Annotated in this window: 8 protein-coding genes; 6 read left to right on the top strand and 2 right to left on the bottom strand. The window is 53.4% G+C overall.

Annotation, left to right across the window (positions count from 1 at the left end):
* The first annotated feature begins 187 nt into the window (after nt 1–187).
* Nucleotides 188–8,569, top strand: a complete 8,382-nt coding sequence (locus tag QMG90_RS15680; RefSeq protein ID WP_283280556.1) for an autotransporter outer membrane beta-barrel domain-containing protein — start codon at nt 188–190, stop codon at nt 8,567–8,569.
* Between the two features lie 472 nt (nt 8,570–9,041).
* Nucleotides 9,042–9,758, top strand: a complete 717-nt coding sequence (locus QMG90_RS15685) for a helix-turn-helix transcriptional regulator (protein WP_283283983.1) — start codon at nt 9,042–9,044, stop codon at nt 9,756–9,758.
* Here the strand turns inward: QMG90_RS15685 and QMG90_RS15690 are convergent, their stop codons facing one another.
* Nucleotides 9,759–10,403 (bottom strand): acyl-homoserine-lactone synthase, encoded by a 645-nt coding sequence (locus QMG90_RS15690; protein WP_283280557.1) that lies wholly within the window; start codon nt 10,401–10,403, stop codon nt 9,759–9,761.
* 167 nt (nt 10,404–10,570) lie between these two features.
* The gene (locus QMG90_RS15695; protein WP_283280558.1) at nt 10,571–11,233 is read right to left on the bottom strand and encodes an HAD family hydrolase; all 663 of its coding nucleotides are present in this window, start codon (nt 11,231–11,233) and stop codon (nt 10,571–10,573) included.
* A 307-nt stretch (nt 11,234–11,540) separates the two neighbouring features.
* On the opposite strand from QMG90_RS15695, the gene QMG90_RS15700 reads away from it, so the two are divergent.
* The 4 genes from QMG90_RS15700 to QMG90_RS15715 all read left to right on the top strand — a co-directional run bounded on the left by QMG90_RS15700 (nt 11,541) and on the right by QMG90_RS15715 (nt 16,663).
* Nucleotides 11,541–12,323: an IclR family transcriptional regulator gene (locus QMG90_RS15700; protein WP_283280559.1), complete on the top strand. Its 783-nt coding sequence runs from the start codon at nt 11,541–11,543 to the stop codon at nt 12,321–12,323.
* A 4-nt stretch (nt 12,324–12,327) separates the two neighbouring features.
* A complete protein-coding gene (locus tag QMG90_RS15705) occupies nt 12,328–13,233 on the top strand; it encodes a dihydrodipicolinate synthase family protein (RefSeq protein WP_283280560.1) in 906 nt (301 codons plus the stop codon).
* Between the two features lie 9 nt (nt 13,234–13,242).
* A complete protein-coding gene (locus QMG90_RS15710; RefSeq protein ID WP_283280561.1) occupies nt 13,243–15,210 on the top strand; it encodes a YjhG/YagF family D-xylonate dehydratase in 1,968 nt (655 codons plus the stop codon).
* 103 nt (nt 15,211–15,313) lie between these two features.
* Complete coding sequence (locus tag QMG90_RS15715; protein WP_283280562.1) at nt 15,314–16,663, top strand: GntP family permease; 1,350 nt, start codon at nt 15,314–15,316, stop codon at nt 16,661–16,663.
* Nucleotides 16,664–16,764: the final 101 nt, after the last annotated feature.

Consider the following 16,764-nt stretch of genomic DNA (forward strand, 5'->3'; position numbering starts at 1 on the left):
AACTTCCTCTCTACAGGATATACCCGCTCTCCGCCCTCTTCCTTTACGGCTCCGCGTCCTTTCTCTACTGATACTGATGGCGCTGCCAGGTGTCGCCTCTGCTGACCTGGTCGTGGACAGCAGTCTGGGCAACAGTCCCCTGTCCGTTACACAAGATAATCCCGTCACAGATGCAGGAAACATTATCGTGGGCAGTACCAATGGCGGTACGGGAGAGCTCATCATCAGCAACGGCGGTACCGTAACCGGCGATTACAGTACGATTGGGTCAGTAGCCGGTAGCACAGGAACCGTCACAGTAGATGGGGCAGGTGCGGTAATGAATACAGCGGGAATAACAGTGGGTAACGCCGGCGAGGGGACGCTTAACATTACCAGTGGAGGGGAAGTCAATTCATCCTCTGCTGTTGTCATTGGCGTGGGTGCGACGGGGAGCGGTACCGTGACTGTCAACGGCCCCAATTCTGTACTGAACGCTAACGGTTCCCCATCAGCGAGTTGGGGTTCGCTATATGTGGGCTCAGATTATTTGTACCCAAATGGTACCGGCACACTTACCATTGCTGATGGGGGAGTAGTGAACAGTGTCCGCTTTGGAATGATCGGCTACTCAACGAACAGCAATGGCGTGGTTAATGTCAGCAGCAACGGACAGTTGAATCTTGTTAATGCCAGTGGGGTCGCTCAGGGATTGACCATAGGTAATAGCGGTACCGGTACGCTCAATATCAATACTGCAGGTAATGTGACTGCTGGTTCTGTCGGGATTGGTAGTCAAACTACGGGTGTGGGTACGGCGAACATCGATGGTGTTGATGCGTTACTGAATACCGCAGCGATAACAGTGGGCGCGTCCGGTCAGGGTACACTCACCATCACTGATAGTGGTGTTGTGAACAGTACCGGGGCAGGCACCCTGGGTAGCGTAGCAGGCAGCACAGGTGACGTTGATGTCAGCACTGGCGGTCAATGGAACCTGGTCAACGACAGTAATGTGGGTCAGAACCTGGTCGTGGGTGGTAGCGGAGAAGGTACGCTCAATATCCATGCAGACAGCAGCGTGACGGCCGGGGCAACCCATATCGGCTTTTACCTGCCGTCATTTGGCCCGGGCGGTACCGGTACCGTAACTGTTGACGGCGCGGGGGCTGTACTGAATACCACCGCCATGACAGTCGGTTCTGTCGGTCAGGGTACGCTTGTCATCACTGATAACGGTGTGGTGAACAGCAGTGGTGCAAGTACTGTCGCAGCAAACGCAGGAAGCACAGGAACGGTTGATGTAAGCAGCAGTTCCAATTGGAATTTAGTCAGTACTGCGACCGGAACTGCGCAGAATCTGACGGTTGGGCACCAGGGTAACGGTACAGTCAACATCAATACCACAGGGACGGTCACTGCCGGAAACACGGTCATTGGCAATGGTGTAACTGGCGTGGGAACCGTGAAGGTGGATGGCATCGATGCCATGCTGAATACCGCCGGGCTGACCGTGGGGCAGACTGGTACAGGTACGCTCAACATCACTGACAGCGGTGTCGTAAACAGCTCAGGTGCAGGTGCTGTGGGTGCAGGGGCGAACAGCAACGGTGAAGTTATTGTCAGCGACGGTGGGATATGGGATCTGATTAATGCCAGCGGTATCCGGCAAATCCTGACCGTGGGGAATAACGGTACCGGCACACTTAATGTCAGCACTGACGGCATGGTTAGCGCAGGAGCCACAGCCATTGGTGGCACGACGACGGGAGTGGGTACCGTGAAGGTGGACGGTACGAATGCAGTTCTGAATACCACAACCCTGACAGTCGCTAATCTCGGCCAGGGTACATTGACGATTGCTGATAGTGGGATAGTGAAAAGCACCGGCGCAGGCATTGTGGGTACTGCAGCGAACAGTACGGGTACCGTCATCGTTGACGGGACGGGCTCACAGTGGAATCTGACCGGCACACTGACCACAGGTGGTTCAGGTACCGGCACGATGACATTGACGGATAATGCGCGGGTAACCAGCCAGGGCGGCACCATCGGTAACGCCGGTGCAGGTAATGGTACTGTGGATGTCAGTACCGGAGCGGAATGGAACAATCTTAACGGCACACTCACGGTGGGCAACGGTGCCACGGGAACCCTTAATATTCATGACACAGGTGTGGTGGACGCTGCCTTCACCCTGCTGGGTGGCCAGGCTTCCGGTGAGGGTACAGTAAATGTGGTCGGTTCGGGGGCTGTGCTGAACGCAGGTGCCCTGACCGTGGGACAGGCCGGTACAGGTACACTGACGGTGACTGACGGCGGCGTGGTGAAAACCGCAGGCGTCACCCTGGGCAATGCCGCTGGCAGTAGCGGAACAATAGACGTTAGCTCGGGGGCATCATGGGATAACGGCATGCAAATTTTGACTGTGGGGAATAACTCCACTGGTACAGTCAATATCCATGATGGCGGAACAATTACCACCGGTGCGGCGCTTCTTGGTAAGTCCGCTGCAAGTGATGGCACAGTGAATGTCGATGGTGCCGGATCCATTCTGAATCTTGTGAATGGCAACACGTATATTGGTCAGAGCGGCAAAGGCGCACTCAACATAACCAATGGTGGCGTGGTTGAACAGAATACGCCCTACGGCATATTTATCGCTGACGGAAGTTCAGTATCCGTGGACGGTGCAGGCTCCACCCTGGGATATAACGCAGGTGCCCTGTGGGTAACCGGCGACCTTTCAGTCACAAATGGGGGCCTGGTAAATAATATCCCCGCAGGAATCGGCATTAGTATCACTGGAACAGCCGAAGTTGATGGTGCGGATTCCAGATTGACAGGGTCCAATTTTACCGTCAACTCCGGTGGGACGCTGGACATCACCCAGGGCGGAAGCACTACCATCACGGCTTATGGAGTCAACCGGATCAACGGCACAGTAAATGTTGATGGAGCCGGCTCTACACTCGACGTTTCGCCTGCCCTGCTTTATGTCGGTGCTACCTCGCCAGGCACTACCGGCGTCGTCCGGGTCACAAATGGGGGAGCCGTAACGGCTGTCCAGACTATCCTTGGCACTTATGCGGATGATACAGCTGACGTTCTGGTCGATGGTGAAGGATCCACCTGGACAAGTATCAGTGGATTGAACGTTGGGAGCTCAGGCGCTGCTATTGTATCGCTGACCCATAATGCAGTAATGGATGGCCTCACTGGTGCCTCCATTGGTACCGCGGCGGGCAGCAATGGCACAGTCAATGCCAGCAGCGGCGGACAGTTGAATCTGGTCAATGCCAGCGGAGCAGCCCAGGGGCTGACAGTAGGTAATAGCGGAGCGGGTACGCTCAATATCAATACTACCGGGACAGTCACTGCCGGAGGCTCGACAATTGGTAATGCCGCTACGGGAGTCGGTACTGTGAATGTCAATGGACAGGACTCCGTGCTGAACACCACCGGATTGACGGTGGGGTATGGCGGGCTGGGTACGCTAAGCATTTCTGACAGTGGCACAGTGAACAGTACCGGTGTTGGCGTGGTGGGTAGTATTGCAAACAGTACGGGTACGGTTGATGTCAATAGTGGCGGAACATGGAATCTTGTCAATAACGGCGTCGCCCAGAATCTGACCGTGGCGCAGTCCGGTACAGGTACGCTCAATATCCATGCGGACAGTTCGGTCACTGCCGGAAACACACAGCTTGCCAGTGCGGCTGGAAGCATCGCCACCGTTACGGTAGACGGAACCAATGCCGTGCTTAATGCGGGACAGGTGAGGCTTGGCGTACTGGGCAATGCCACGATGACGCTTTCCAATGGTGGTACGCTGTCGGTGACCAACAATGTGCCTGTTTCCATTGCCAGCAACGGAGGTGGTACAGGCACCCTCAACGTTGGTGCGGCACACGGTGATTCTGCTACCGGCGCAGGGTTTATCACTGGCACTAACAGTGTAAACATGGGCGCGGGGACAGGCACCCTCGTCTTCAACCATACCGAAACCGACCCGACCACTGCAGGTGGATATCAGTTCACCCCGCTGATTACCGGCAACGGCACGGTGATGCAGGATGCGGGGCATACCGTTATCAGTGCGGAGAACACTTACAGCGGCGCCACACAGATTAACGGCGGCACTCTCACCACCACCGTGCAGTCAACTACCGGCAATACCGGCCTCGGCACCAGCGCGGTGAACATTGCCGCGCCGGGGATGCTGGAGGTGGCAGGCGCCACGACGGATGGTTCAGGCAATTTTACCTTCAGCAACCTGCTCACGGGTAACGGCCTGCTGAGTGTGGACCTGGCGTCAGCCGCAGACACGTTTGCCTTTGCTCCGTCTGCCGGCACCGCCTTCGCTGGGGTCGCTGACCTGAAAAACAGCACCTTTGCCCTGTCCGGCGATAACGCCACGGCACTGACAGACGCCATGCTAATAACCAGTACCGGTAACACCACCACGGTGAGTGACGGTGTTCAGCAGACTGACGGACTGGCCTTTAATGGCGGCACCCTGGTGCTGGATATCTCCCTGCCTGGCGCGGCACAGTCTGACGGTGTTCTGCAGACCGGGACGCTGGTTGCCGGCGCAGGGACTTTCAGCCGCAATGGTCGGGATTTCCAGGCAAGCGGCACTGGTAACGTTCAGGTGACGCTGACGGACCCGTGGAATGACCCGGGGCTGACGGCTGACCCGGATACCAGCCTCAACCTGCTGCAGCAGGATGACACGCGCGCGGATATTCAACTGGTACAGGCAGATACCGTCATCGGTTCCGGCGGTTCGCTGATGCTGACGGACCAGAACGGGAATGCCATCGGGACTGACGAAACTGTCGCCATTGCACAGAACGGCACGGTGGTCGCTGACGGGCTGTATGGTATCCGGATGACCACTGCGCCGGGAGACGGTCTGTATGTGAACTATGGTCTGAAAGAGGTGGATATCCGTACCGGGCAGACGCTGACGCTGGCTGAGTTCGCGGGTGCCACCGGGGCGGATGCGGACATGTCAGCGAAAGTCTCAGGTAGCGGTAACCTGGCCGTAAGCACAGGCGGGACGGTTTCCCTCTCGAATGGTCTTAACGACTACAGCGGCACCACGCTGGTACAGGCCGGCACGCTGCGTACCGATGCGGATGGTGCGCTGGGTAATACCCGTGAGCTGAACATCAGCAGCGGTGCCACGGCAGACCTTAACAACACCGTACAGACTGCCGGGATGCTGACAGGCCAGGCAGGCTCGACCCTCAACCTCAATGGCGGCGCACTGACGCTGGCAAACGGCGGCCTCAGCAACGGCAGCCTGGCCGGCAGCGGTTACCTGAATGTTGACGGCGGCGTGCTGACCATTAACGGTGCCAACAGTGGTCTGAGCGCCACCACCGCCATCAGCAATGGTGCGCAGGTGAGCATCAATGATATTCAGGGTGCAGGTACCGGGGATATCACCGATGACGGCACCCTGACGCTGGATGGCGTCACCGGCACGCTGGTTAACAGCCTCAGCGGTACTGGTACAGTCGCACTGAGCAACGAAACGGACATTTCAGCCACAGCAGACAACGCTCTGTTTACCGGCACCTGGGATGTTCAGGATGCGTCGCTGCTGCATTTTTCCCGTGAGGAGAATGCGGGCACGGCGACGGTCAGTACTCATAACACCGGCACGTTGTCGCTGGACGGTTATCACGGTGACCTGAACAACAGCGTCACCGGTGCCGGTATCGTGATGCTGACAGGCAATGCGGATGTCACGGCCACGGAAACGGGGAGTCAGTTTACCGGGACATACGACGTCCAGTCCGGCAGTACGCTGCATGTGACCGATGCCACCCTGCCTTCGGCAGCGGCACTGAACGACAACGGGCTGACGGACCTGACCACGGCCGGGGCTTACACCCTGCAGAATGTCCTGACCGGTACCGGGATACTGAAGGCAGACACGGCCGGTGAGGCATTTGATTTCGCATCCGCGGCAGGCAGCGCGTTTGCCGGAACCGTAGACCTCAGCAATGCGACCCTGGCGCTGGGCGGCGTGAACACGTCTGCCCTGACAAACGCCACCCTGAACGCGAACACCGGCAGCATCACCACCGTGGCGGATGGTGAGCAGGTCATCGGCGGTCTCACCTTCGCCGGGGGAGAAATGGTCTTTAACGCGACCCTCCCGGATGAGAAAGTGGCGGCCAGTCATGTGACAACCACGACACTGGAGGCATCCGGTACCGGTACGGTACAGATTACGGTTCCGGCATCGTATGTCCCTGACCATGAGACCAGCACCACCTCATCCCTGATGACGCAGGACGAGGCCGGTATTGAGGTACAACTGGTCAGTGCCACACAGGTCACCGGCAGTGGGGGTAACCTGGAACTCCGGGACCAGGGCGGCAACACCATCACCGATGCCACGCAGGTGGATATCACCCAGGGTGGCAGCATTGTGGCGAAAGGCACATACGATTACCGCCTGACAACAACCGGGACTTCCGGTAACCAGGACGGTCTGTACGTCAACTATGGCCTGAAAGAACTGGAACTGTTGCAGGGCCAGACCCTGACGCTTGAGGGCGACCCGGGTGCCACCGGTGCGGCCGCGGACCAGTCTGCCCGCATCACCGGCAGCGGTAATCTGGCCATCCTGACGGCAGACGGCGATGTACTGTCCCTGTCGGACGGTGGTAATGACTATACCGGCGAGACCACAGTTCTGAGCGGTACCCTGCGTACCGATGCAGACGGCGCGCTTGGCAATACCAGCGAGCTGAACATCAGTAGCGGTGCCACTGCCGACCTTAACGGTACCCTCCAGACAGCGGGCATCCTGAACACTGAACCGGACGGTACGCTGGCGCTGAATGCCGGGACGCTGAATCTCACCCAGGGCGGCAACGTGAAGGGAGAGATGACCGGAGACGGTCAGCTGAACGTGAACGGCGGCATCCTGACGGTGGAGAGTGTGAACACTGACATGACAGCAGGTGTGATGATTGCTGATGGTGCCACGGTAGTACTGAGCTCGCCTGACACCGTGCTGGGCGGACAGGGAGCCCACGATGTGACGGTGGCTGAGGGCGGTACGCTGGGCGGTCAGGGTATGGTGGGAGGCAATGTCGTGAACAGCGGCATGCTCAGCGCCATGAACGCCCTGCCGGGTTATGAAGCCGGACCTGCTGGTCGCCTGACGCTGGGTGGGAACCTGACCAACAGCGGCACGCTGAATCTTGCTGGCAGCAAAACCGGTAACCAGTTAGTGGTCAACGGCAACTATACCGGCAGCGACGGTCTGCTGGCACTCAATACGGTACTTGACGGTGATGACTCGCCGACAGATAAACTGACGGTTCACGGTGACACGACGGGCAATACCCGGGTCAGCGTGACCCGCGCAGGCGGCACCGGCGCACAGACGGTGAACGGCATTGAGCTGGTTCAGGTGGACGGCAGCTCTGCCGGTAACTTCGCCCTGACTACCGGAACGGTGGAAGCAGGTGCCTATGTCTATACCCTGGCGAAAGGGACTGGCGAGGCAGCGAAAAACTGGTACCTGACAAGTAAATGGAACGGTGCGGTACCCGTGCAGGATCCGCCGGTCGTCGACCCGACCGCCCCTGACGCCCTGCGTCCGGAAGCGGGCAGCTATATCAGCAATATCGCGGCGGCCAACACGCTGTTTAACCACCGCCTGCATGACCGCCTCGGTGAACCGCAGTATACCGGCAACGCCACCAGCATGTGGATGCGTCACGTCGGTGGCCATGAGCGTTCCTCTGCCGGTGACGGTCAGCTGAAAACACAGAGCAACCGCTATGTGCTGCAGCTCGGCGGCGATATCGCGCAGTGGAGTGCTGACGGCGCTGACCGCTGGCATCTGGGCGTGATGGGGGGCTATGCGAACGAGCACAGCAACACCCGTAGCGGTCGTGCCGGTTACGACTCGGATGGGCGTGTCAGTGGTTACAGCGCCGGTCTGTACGGTACCTGGTACCAGAACGACGCGGACAAAACCGGAGCGTATGTGGACAGCTGGATGCTGTACAACTGGTTCGACAGCAGCGTGACCGCGGAAAACCGTGACAGCGATGAGTACAAATCGAAAGGGCTGACCGCCTCTCTGGAAGCGGGTTATACCCTGAAAGCCGGTGAGTTCACCGGCAGCCAGGGCACGCTGAACACCTGGTATGTGCAGCCGCAGGCACAGGTCACCTGGATGGGCGTGAAGGATGATGCACACACCCGGAATGACGGCACCCGCATCGAAACCGAAGGCGACGGCAACATCCAGACCCGTCTGGGCGTAAGAACCTACCTGAACAGTCACCACAAAAGGGATGACGGTAAACAGCGTGAGTTCCAGCCGTTCGTGGAAGTGAACTGGATCCACAACACCGAAGCCTTTGGCGTGAAGATGGATGGCACGAAAGTCAGCCGTGATGGCGCCCGCAACCTGGGCGAGATCCGCACCGGGGTGGAAGGCAAGCTGAACGACCGCCTGAGTGTCTGGGGCAACGTGGGCGTGCAGATGGGTGACAAAGGCTACAGCGACACCCAGGGCATGCTGGGGGTGAAATACAGCTGGTAAGTGACAATCCCTGAAGTGAAAAAGAAGCCGGGTTCTCCGGCTTCTTTTTTTCTGGAAACATCTGGATCAGCAGACAGCAATATTCATTCACCAGGATCACTAATAAATAATATTTAACTATCGCAGGCTGACAGATATAAAAAAAGGCACAACAAAATATGTTGTGCCATCTGTACTTTTGTATGATTATTAGTGGAGTAATATTCCCTGGTGTTTGGCCGCTGGCCGCCCGAACTTTCTATAAACAGATGTTCGGGTTTTTTTTATAATAATAAGTGCTTCGCAGTTCATTATTGGTTGATAATAGTGCGAAATTTCATAAAAAACATCTGTCTGTAGGTACAGTTCATTTGCTGTACCTTAGACCTGTACCACGGTTAACAGAAGGAAATGACGGCAGGGCGCATGCTCTCCAGTATGTGTTATATTTATGTCATACGCCGTTCGTGCAGGCAAGGAGAACGAAATGTTAATGGAAAGAGAAAAAAATGTAGAAGTTGTTATAAGGAATCAGCTTGAAACCACGCTGAACACGTTAGGGGAATTAACCTGGGCGTATGTTGTTCTCTCCAAAAAAGATATGTCATGCATCTTTGGCGTAACCAATTACCCGGACGAATGGGTCACGCATTACAGAGAAAAAGGGCTCCAGTATACCGACCCGGTAGTCATTACTGCACTTAACAAATTAACGCCCTTCCCCTGGGATGAAAAACTGATGGCACATTCAGAATTTAATTTCTCCAGGTTGTTCAACCAGGCCAGTCAGTTTGGGTTGATTAATGGATATACCTTCGTATTGCATGATTATAATAACAACCTGGTGACCCTATCTTTTATTGTTCCGGCGTTAAAAAGAACAGAGATCATGCAGACACTCATTGAAAATAAAGGAGACATATCGCTCTTATTAGCCTCGGTACACGAAACCTACCTGACGTTAACCTCATTATCAGAAAAGAACAGCGAAAACCCGGAAAAACAGAGCCAGTTTACCCCGCGGGAAAACGAGATCCTCTACTGGACGAGCGTGGGTAAAACCTATCAGGAAACCGGCATGATCCTTGGGATCACCGTGCGAACCGTGAAATTTCATATGTCTAATATCGTTAAAAAAATGGGAGTCGCCAATGCCCGGCATGCTGTACGTCTTGGCGCGGAGCTTCAGCTGATTAAACCGGTTGAATGATTATAAAGGGGTGTCAAATGACAGAGGCCAGTCCTTAAGCCTGTTTTCGTCCTGATCAGCACACTGACTGCATATTCTGTCTTTCAGCGCTGTTTGACTTGCAGGATCGGCATGGCCGAGCAGCAGATAAACCGGTTCCTCTTTTTCAGATATCCCCGTTTTCAGTACTGTCACATTCCAGCCGGATCGCCTGATAATATGCATCATGGGATGACTTGCCACCGCCAGGATACCGTCATAATGATGCCGCCGCGCATAGTTAATTAACGCCAGGAATAAAACCAGTGTTACCGGATAGCGCTTCCCGAGAAACTCACTGACCCTTTCTTTATCGACAAAAAAACGCGTGGATTCAAGGAAATTCCCTTCCGGGATTTTAACGTCATTAAAGAATGCTGAAAATGTGTCATCCAGCATATTATGATGCTTCATATCAATGATCCGTGTACCACAGATTATCATGCCGTTTTTAACGCCAAACAAATAATTCGCCGTTTCATTATCAAACTGATCGTATTCTTTCCCCTCAAAACAACTCACTGCCCATTGCAGACGATCTTTAAAAATATTCTTCCTTAACATAAAAAACTCTTCCGATTTTTCATGACTCAGCGATGAGAAATTAACAACATAAACGTTAAACATAATGTCACCTGTATAAATGTATTTGAAATTACATTCGGTAACATCAGTGAAGCTTAACCAATAGCATGCCGGAGCCCGGAAATAATAATTCTTTTTGGCGGCATGTAAAAAGGAATAACTGACGGGAGAGTTTATTCAATATTTAATATTTGCTCCCCCCTGTTCATTCATCGTGTCCAATTCACTACGGGCCACTGGCGAATCTCGCCCTGAGCCTGTAATTGTGGACAAGGATTGACCAGAACCACCTCGTCAGCGACAAGGCATAACGGAAAGTCATTGATGGAATCGGTGTAAAACACCATTTTCCCGCCCGCCTGCGGATGCATCGCCAGCCATTCCTTCAGCCGGGTCACTTTTCCCTGCTGATAGCTCGGCGTACCACTAATCACGTTGCTGTAATGACCATCGTCAATGCGCACATCAACCCCTGCCACGTGATCGATACCCAGAGCGCGGGCGATGGGTTTCACCAGCAGACTGACCGATGCGGAGATAATCATCATGTGCTGCTTTTCAGCGTGCAGTGTCTGGATCAGATCCCGCGCCTGCGGGTACACACGGGGGATGATCGTGTCATTGACCCATTGCATAATGCGCCGATCAACCTCCTCTGTGGTCATTGTCGCCAGCGGTGCCAGCGTCAACGCCACGTAAGCATGGATATCCATTTTGCCGACCGCATAGTCAGCCATCAGTCGCGCTTCCTGCTGCAGATAGCCGGCATCATGGACCAGGCCTTCACGGACCAGATATTCACTCCAGTAAGTGCTGCTGTCGCCCTCAATCAGGGTGTTGTCTAAATCGAAGAGATACAATGAGTCAGTCATAATGCGTCCGTCGCCGTGGGAAAGTTCAGGGTATAGCACAGAGAGATGACGGCTGAATGGCAGAACATAACATGATGAAAATACTCAGATGATCTTTCATTAAAGCGAGAAGATTTAAATCTTTAGTGACCAGCGAAATTATCCATAAAAATAACCTCCAGCGAATTATCAGTAAATCTCTCCCTTATTGCCGAAATATGTGTTCGATCACACTTTTCGGCTATAACATGGTTCAGCCTGTTGAACTAAGGGTATTTTCGCCATTTCACTATTTATAAACTCAATACCAGTTCAACAAGAGGCCGCCATGAGTAGCAGAGGGTGTAATTCATTAATCCGTGCTGAAAAAATACTGACTTATATCGCTTACGTCGGTGTAGCGAGCTATATGGAGCTGTTAAGGGAATTCCAGTACCCTAAAAGTAGTTTGTTAAATTTATTAAATGTTATGATTGAATGTGGCTTTTTAATTAAGAGTGAAAATAACCAGTATGCGCTGGGAATTAAAAATTATGAACTCGGATGCCAGGCGCTACATCGGAAAAACATTTTTGAAGTCACCAAACGGCCAATGCATGAGCTGTCATTAAAAAGCGGGCTGGTGTGTCATCTCGGGGCGATGGAGAGTCATTCCGCTATCTACCTCGATAAAGTGGAAAGTCACGATTCTGTTCCGACACGGAAAAGCTGGATTGGCAAGACGCTGGAGCTTCACATTACCGCGCTGGGCAAGGCATTGCTGGCATGGAAGACCCCGGACGAACTCGATTATTTTATGGATGTCCTGACGCTTAAAAAACACACTGAAAATACGATCACCGATAAAAAAGCGTTCAGGGAAGAGTTACAGAAAACGCGTTTACGTGGCTGGGCCATTGATAACGAAGAATCAACCTATGGCGCCGTCTGTTTAAGTATGCCGGTTTTTAATATGTACAAACGGGTTAACTATGCGATTTCCCTTTCGGGGGATCCAGAAGTGTACTCAGGAAATAATGTTGACAGGTACCTCGAATTGCTAAGGCAATGCGCCGGGCAAATTTCCTATGGGCTGGGGTACCGAAATGAATCTTTAAGAAAAGGAAACTGATGTAATGAAAAAATTTAAGGGGATTATTCCGCCAGTCTCCAGTACTTTCGACCGTCATGGTGCTATCGATAAAGTGGCAATGAAACAGGTTGCGGACTTTTTGATTAACAAAGGCGTCGATGGTCTTTTTTATTTAGGCACAGGCGGAGAATTTAGCCAGATGAATGCCAGTCAGCGAATGGCATTTACAGAAGCGGCGGTCTCTGCGGTGGACGGGCGTGTCCCCGTATTAATTGGCGTGGGTTCACCATCAACCGATGAAGCGGTAAAACTGGCGCGCCATGCCGAAGCATGTGGTGCAGAGGGTATTGTCGCGATTAATCCTTATTACTGGAAGGTGGCTTCCCGCAACCTGGACGATTATTACCACCAGATCGCCAGCAATGTCGAACTCCCTGTCATCATTTATAACTTCCCGGATCTGACCGGCCAGGATCTCAACCCGGAGATGGTTAAACGTTTAGTCCTGCAGAATGAAAATATTGTCGGTATTAAAGACACGATAGACAGCGTTGCGCATTTGCGCACGATGATCAATACCGTAAAAGCGGTGCGCCCCGACTTCTCCGTATTCTGCGGTTACGATGATCATTTACTGAATACGTTACTGCTTGGCGGCGACGGCGCAATTACCGCCAGCGCGAATTTTGCCCCCGAACTCTCTATTGGTATCTACAAAGCCTGGCAGGAAGGCGATCTCGCGCTGGCGGCCTCTCTCAATAAAAGGCTGCTGCAACTGCCCTCCATTTATGCGCTGGAGACCCCTTTCGTCTCGCTGATAAAACATGCCATGCAATGTGTCGGGTTACCCATTGATGCTTATTGCCTGCCGCCGATACTGGAAGCCTCAGAAGAGGCAAAAGATAAAGTCCATGCATTACTCGTCGCGCAGGGAATAGTAAACGCCTGAGGAGGCAATATGTCTGTTCATGATATTTTTGATGACGACAACCGGGATATTTATAGCGTCAGAACCCATGCCGCTGGCCCGGAAGGTGAACTCCCGCTGACCGCCGATATGCTCATCAATCGACCGAGCGGTGACATATTTGGCATGACAATGAATGCGGGGATGGGCTGGAAGCCGGACGAACTTGATCGTGACAGTATTCTGTTACTCAGCACGCTGGGCGGATTGCGTGGCGCTGATGGCAAACCTGTCGCCCTCGCGTTGCATCAGGGTCACTATGAGCTGGATATCCAGATGAAAGCGGCGGCGGAGACGATCACCGCCAATAAGGCGTTGCCGTATGCCGTGTATGTCTCCGACCCTTGCGATGGCCGCACGCAGGGGACCAACGGTATGTTCGATTCCCTGCCGTATCGTAACGATGCCTCCATGGTGATGCGCCGGTTGATCCGTTCTCTGCCGGATGCCAGAGCGGTGATCGGCGTTGCCACCTGTGATAAAGGCTTGCCGGCGACCATGATGGCGCTGGCGTCCCAGCATGATAAAGCCACGGTGCTCATCCCCGGCGGCGCCACCCTGCCCGCTCAGCACGGCGAGGATAATGGCAAGGTTCAGACCATTGGCGCGCGTTTTGCCAACGGTGAGTTAACGCTACAGGCCGCTCGCCGTGCCGGGTGCCAGGCATGTGCGTCGTCTGGCGGCGGCTGCCAGTTCCTCGGTACGGCAGGCACATCGCAAGTGGTTGCCGAAGGTCTGGGGCTCGCCATTCCGCATTCTGCCCTGGCGCCTTCCGGGGAACCGGTATGGAAAGAGATCGCCAGAGCCTCGGCGCGCGCGGCGTTACAGCTGGTCAAAAAAGGGATTACGACAAAAGATATCCTCACGGATAAAGCCATTGAGAATGCCATGATGGTGCATGCCGCCTTTGGCGGATCCACGAATCTGCTGCTGCATATCCCGGCCATAGCCCATCAGGCGGGTTGTCATCTGCCTACCGTGGATGACTGGATCCGCATCAACAAACAGGTGCCTCGCCTGGTCAGTGTGTTGCCCAACGGCCCGGTGTATCACCCGACGGTGAATGCGTTTATGGCGGGCGGTGTGCCGGAAGTCATGCTGCATCTGCGCGAGCTGGGTTTACTGCATGAAGATGTGATGACGGTGACCGGCAATACTCTCAAAGAAAACCTCGACTGGTGGCAACATTCTGAACGTCGGCAGATGTTTAAAGACCTTCTGCGTAAACAGGAACATGTTGAACCGGAAGACGTGATTATGTCGCCGCAGCAGGCATTAGCGCGTGGATTAACCTCCACCATTACCTTCCCTGTCGGCAATATTGCACCAGAAGGTTCCGTCATTAAATCAACCGCGATTGACGCGTCGGTCATTAATGAAGAGGGTATTTATTATCATAAAGGTGCCGCGAAAGTTTATCTTTCAGAGAAAGCGGCGATTTATGATATCAAGCACGAAAAAATTAAAGCAGGCGATATTCTGGTCATCATGGGTGCCGGCCCGTCAGGCACCGGGATGGAAGAAACGTATCAGGTCACCAGCGCGCTGAAGCATCTGTCGTATGGCAAACATGTTTCGTTGATTACCGATGCCAGATTTTCGGGCGTATCGACTGGCGCGTGTATTGGTCATGTTGGCCCGGAAGCCCTTGCCGGAGGCGCCATTGGTAAATTACGCACTGGCGATATTATCGAAATCAAAATTGACTGCAAACAACTCCAGGGCGAAGTTAATTTCCTGGGAACCCATCTTGATGAAAAACCACTCTCACGAGAGGAGGCTACTGTTATTTTGAATACCAGGGATACACATCCTGATTTAATGCCAGACCCTGAACTGCCGGATGATACAAGATTGTGGGCAATGCTCCAGGCGGTCAGTGGCGGCACATGGACTGGATGTATATATGATGTCAATAAAATAAATCAGGCCTTACAGCAATGTATTAAAAAGTCCTGAAATAAATAAAACCTTTATCCTGAGTCATTCAGGCTGAATACATCATTAATATGCATTCAGCCTGGATTATGGTGGATAATTTTCTGATGAATGAGAGGACGTTATGCCGCTATTGATCGTTGTGGCAGGTATCGCTGTACTCCTGCTTTTAACTATAAGAATTAAACTGAACACCTTTGTTTCTTTAATTATCGTCTCTATTGGCGTCGCCATCGCCAGTGGTATGAGACTGGATAAAGTTGTTACGTCTGTTGAATCGGGACTGGGTGGCACGCTGGGCCATATTGGTCTGATATTTGGTTTCGGTGTGATGTTAGGGCGCTTATTAGCCGATGCCGGTGGCGCTCAGCGTATTGCCCTGACCATGCTCAAGTATTTTGGCGCGAAAAAACTGGACTGGGCGGTGGTATGTTCAGCCTTTATTGTCGGGATCGCTTTATTTTTTGAAGTCGGTTTGATTTTGCTGGTGCCGATTTTATTTGCCATCGCGCGTGAAGCGAAAATTTCGCCCATGTATATGTGCGTACCGATGCTCGCGGGTTTGCTGGTGGCGCACGGTTTCCTGCCTCCGCACCCGGGTCCGACCGTCATTGCCAGAGAATATGGTGCTGATGTCGGCGTCGTACTCCTTTACGGTATTGCGGTAGGTATTCCGACCTTTATTATCTGTGGTCCATTGCTCAACAAAGTCTGTCAGCGTTTAATTCCCGATGCGTTTAAAAAAGAGGGGAATATCGCTTCTCTTGGCGCAACCAAAAGCTTTAGTGAAAGCGAAATGCCTGGCTTCGGTATCAGTTTTCTGACTGCGATGTTACCGGTGATATTAATGGCGCTGGTTACCATTATGCAGATGGCGCGTCCGGCGAATGCCGGTGAGCCAGGCACACTGTATAACGTGTTCCTGTTTTTAGGCAACTCCACCATTGCGATGCTGATTTCTCTGCTTTTCGCCATTTACACCATGGGCCTGGGGAGGGGGAAAACCATCCCTGAACTGATGGATTCGTGCGGTAAGGCAATTGCAGGGATCGCGGGCCTGTTATTAATTATCGGTGGCGGTGGTGCATTCAAACAGGTGTTGATCGACTCCGGCGTGGGGCAGTTTATTTCCACGATGGTTTCGGGCATGGATATTAACCCAATTCTGATGGCCTGGGGTGTGGCCGCATTTCTGAGGATTTGCCTGGGTTCAGCCACTGTCGCGGCAATATCAACGGCAGGGCTGGTGATCCCACTTCTGGCAGCGCATCCCACCACCAATCTGGCGCTGATCACGCTGGCTACCGGCGCGGGTTCCTGTATCTGTTCGCATGTGAATGATGCCAGTTTCTGGATGATTAAAGATTTCTTCGGGTTAACGACAAAAGAAACGTTATTATCCTGGACGCTGATGTCTACCCTGCTGTCGATTTGTGGGCTGATTTTTATTCTCCTTACCAGCATGGTGATGTAATTTCGCATAATTCAGGCTGGCTTCGGCCAGCCTTTGTTTTGCCGGTACTTTTTCCTCATCTTTGCATTACTTTACGCGTCGCCACTTTGACCTTGCCCTAA

Source organism: Trabulsiella odontotermitis, assembly GCF_030053895.1.
GTDB lineage: Bacteria > Pseudomonadota > Gammaproteobacteria > Enterobacterales > Enterobacteriaceae > Trabulsiella > Trabulsiella odontotermitis_C.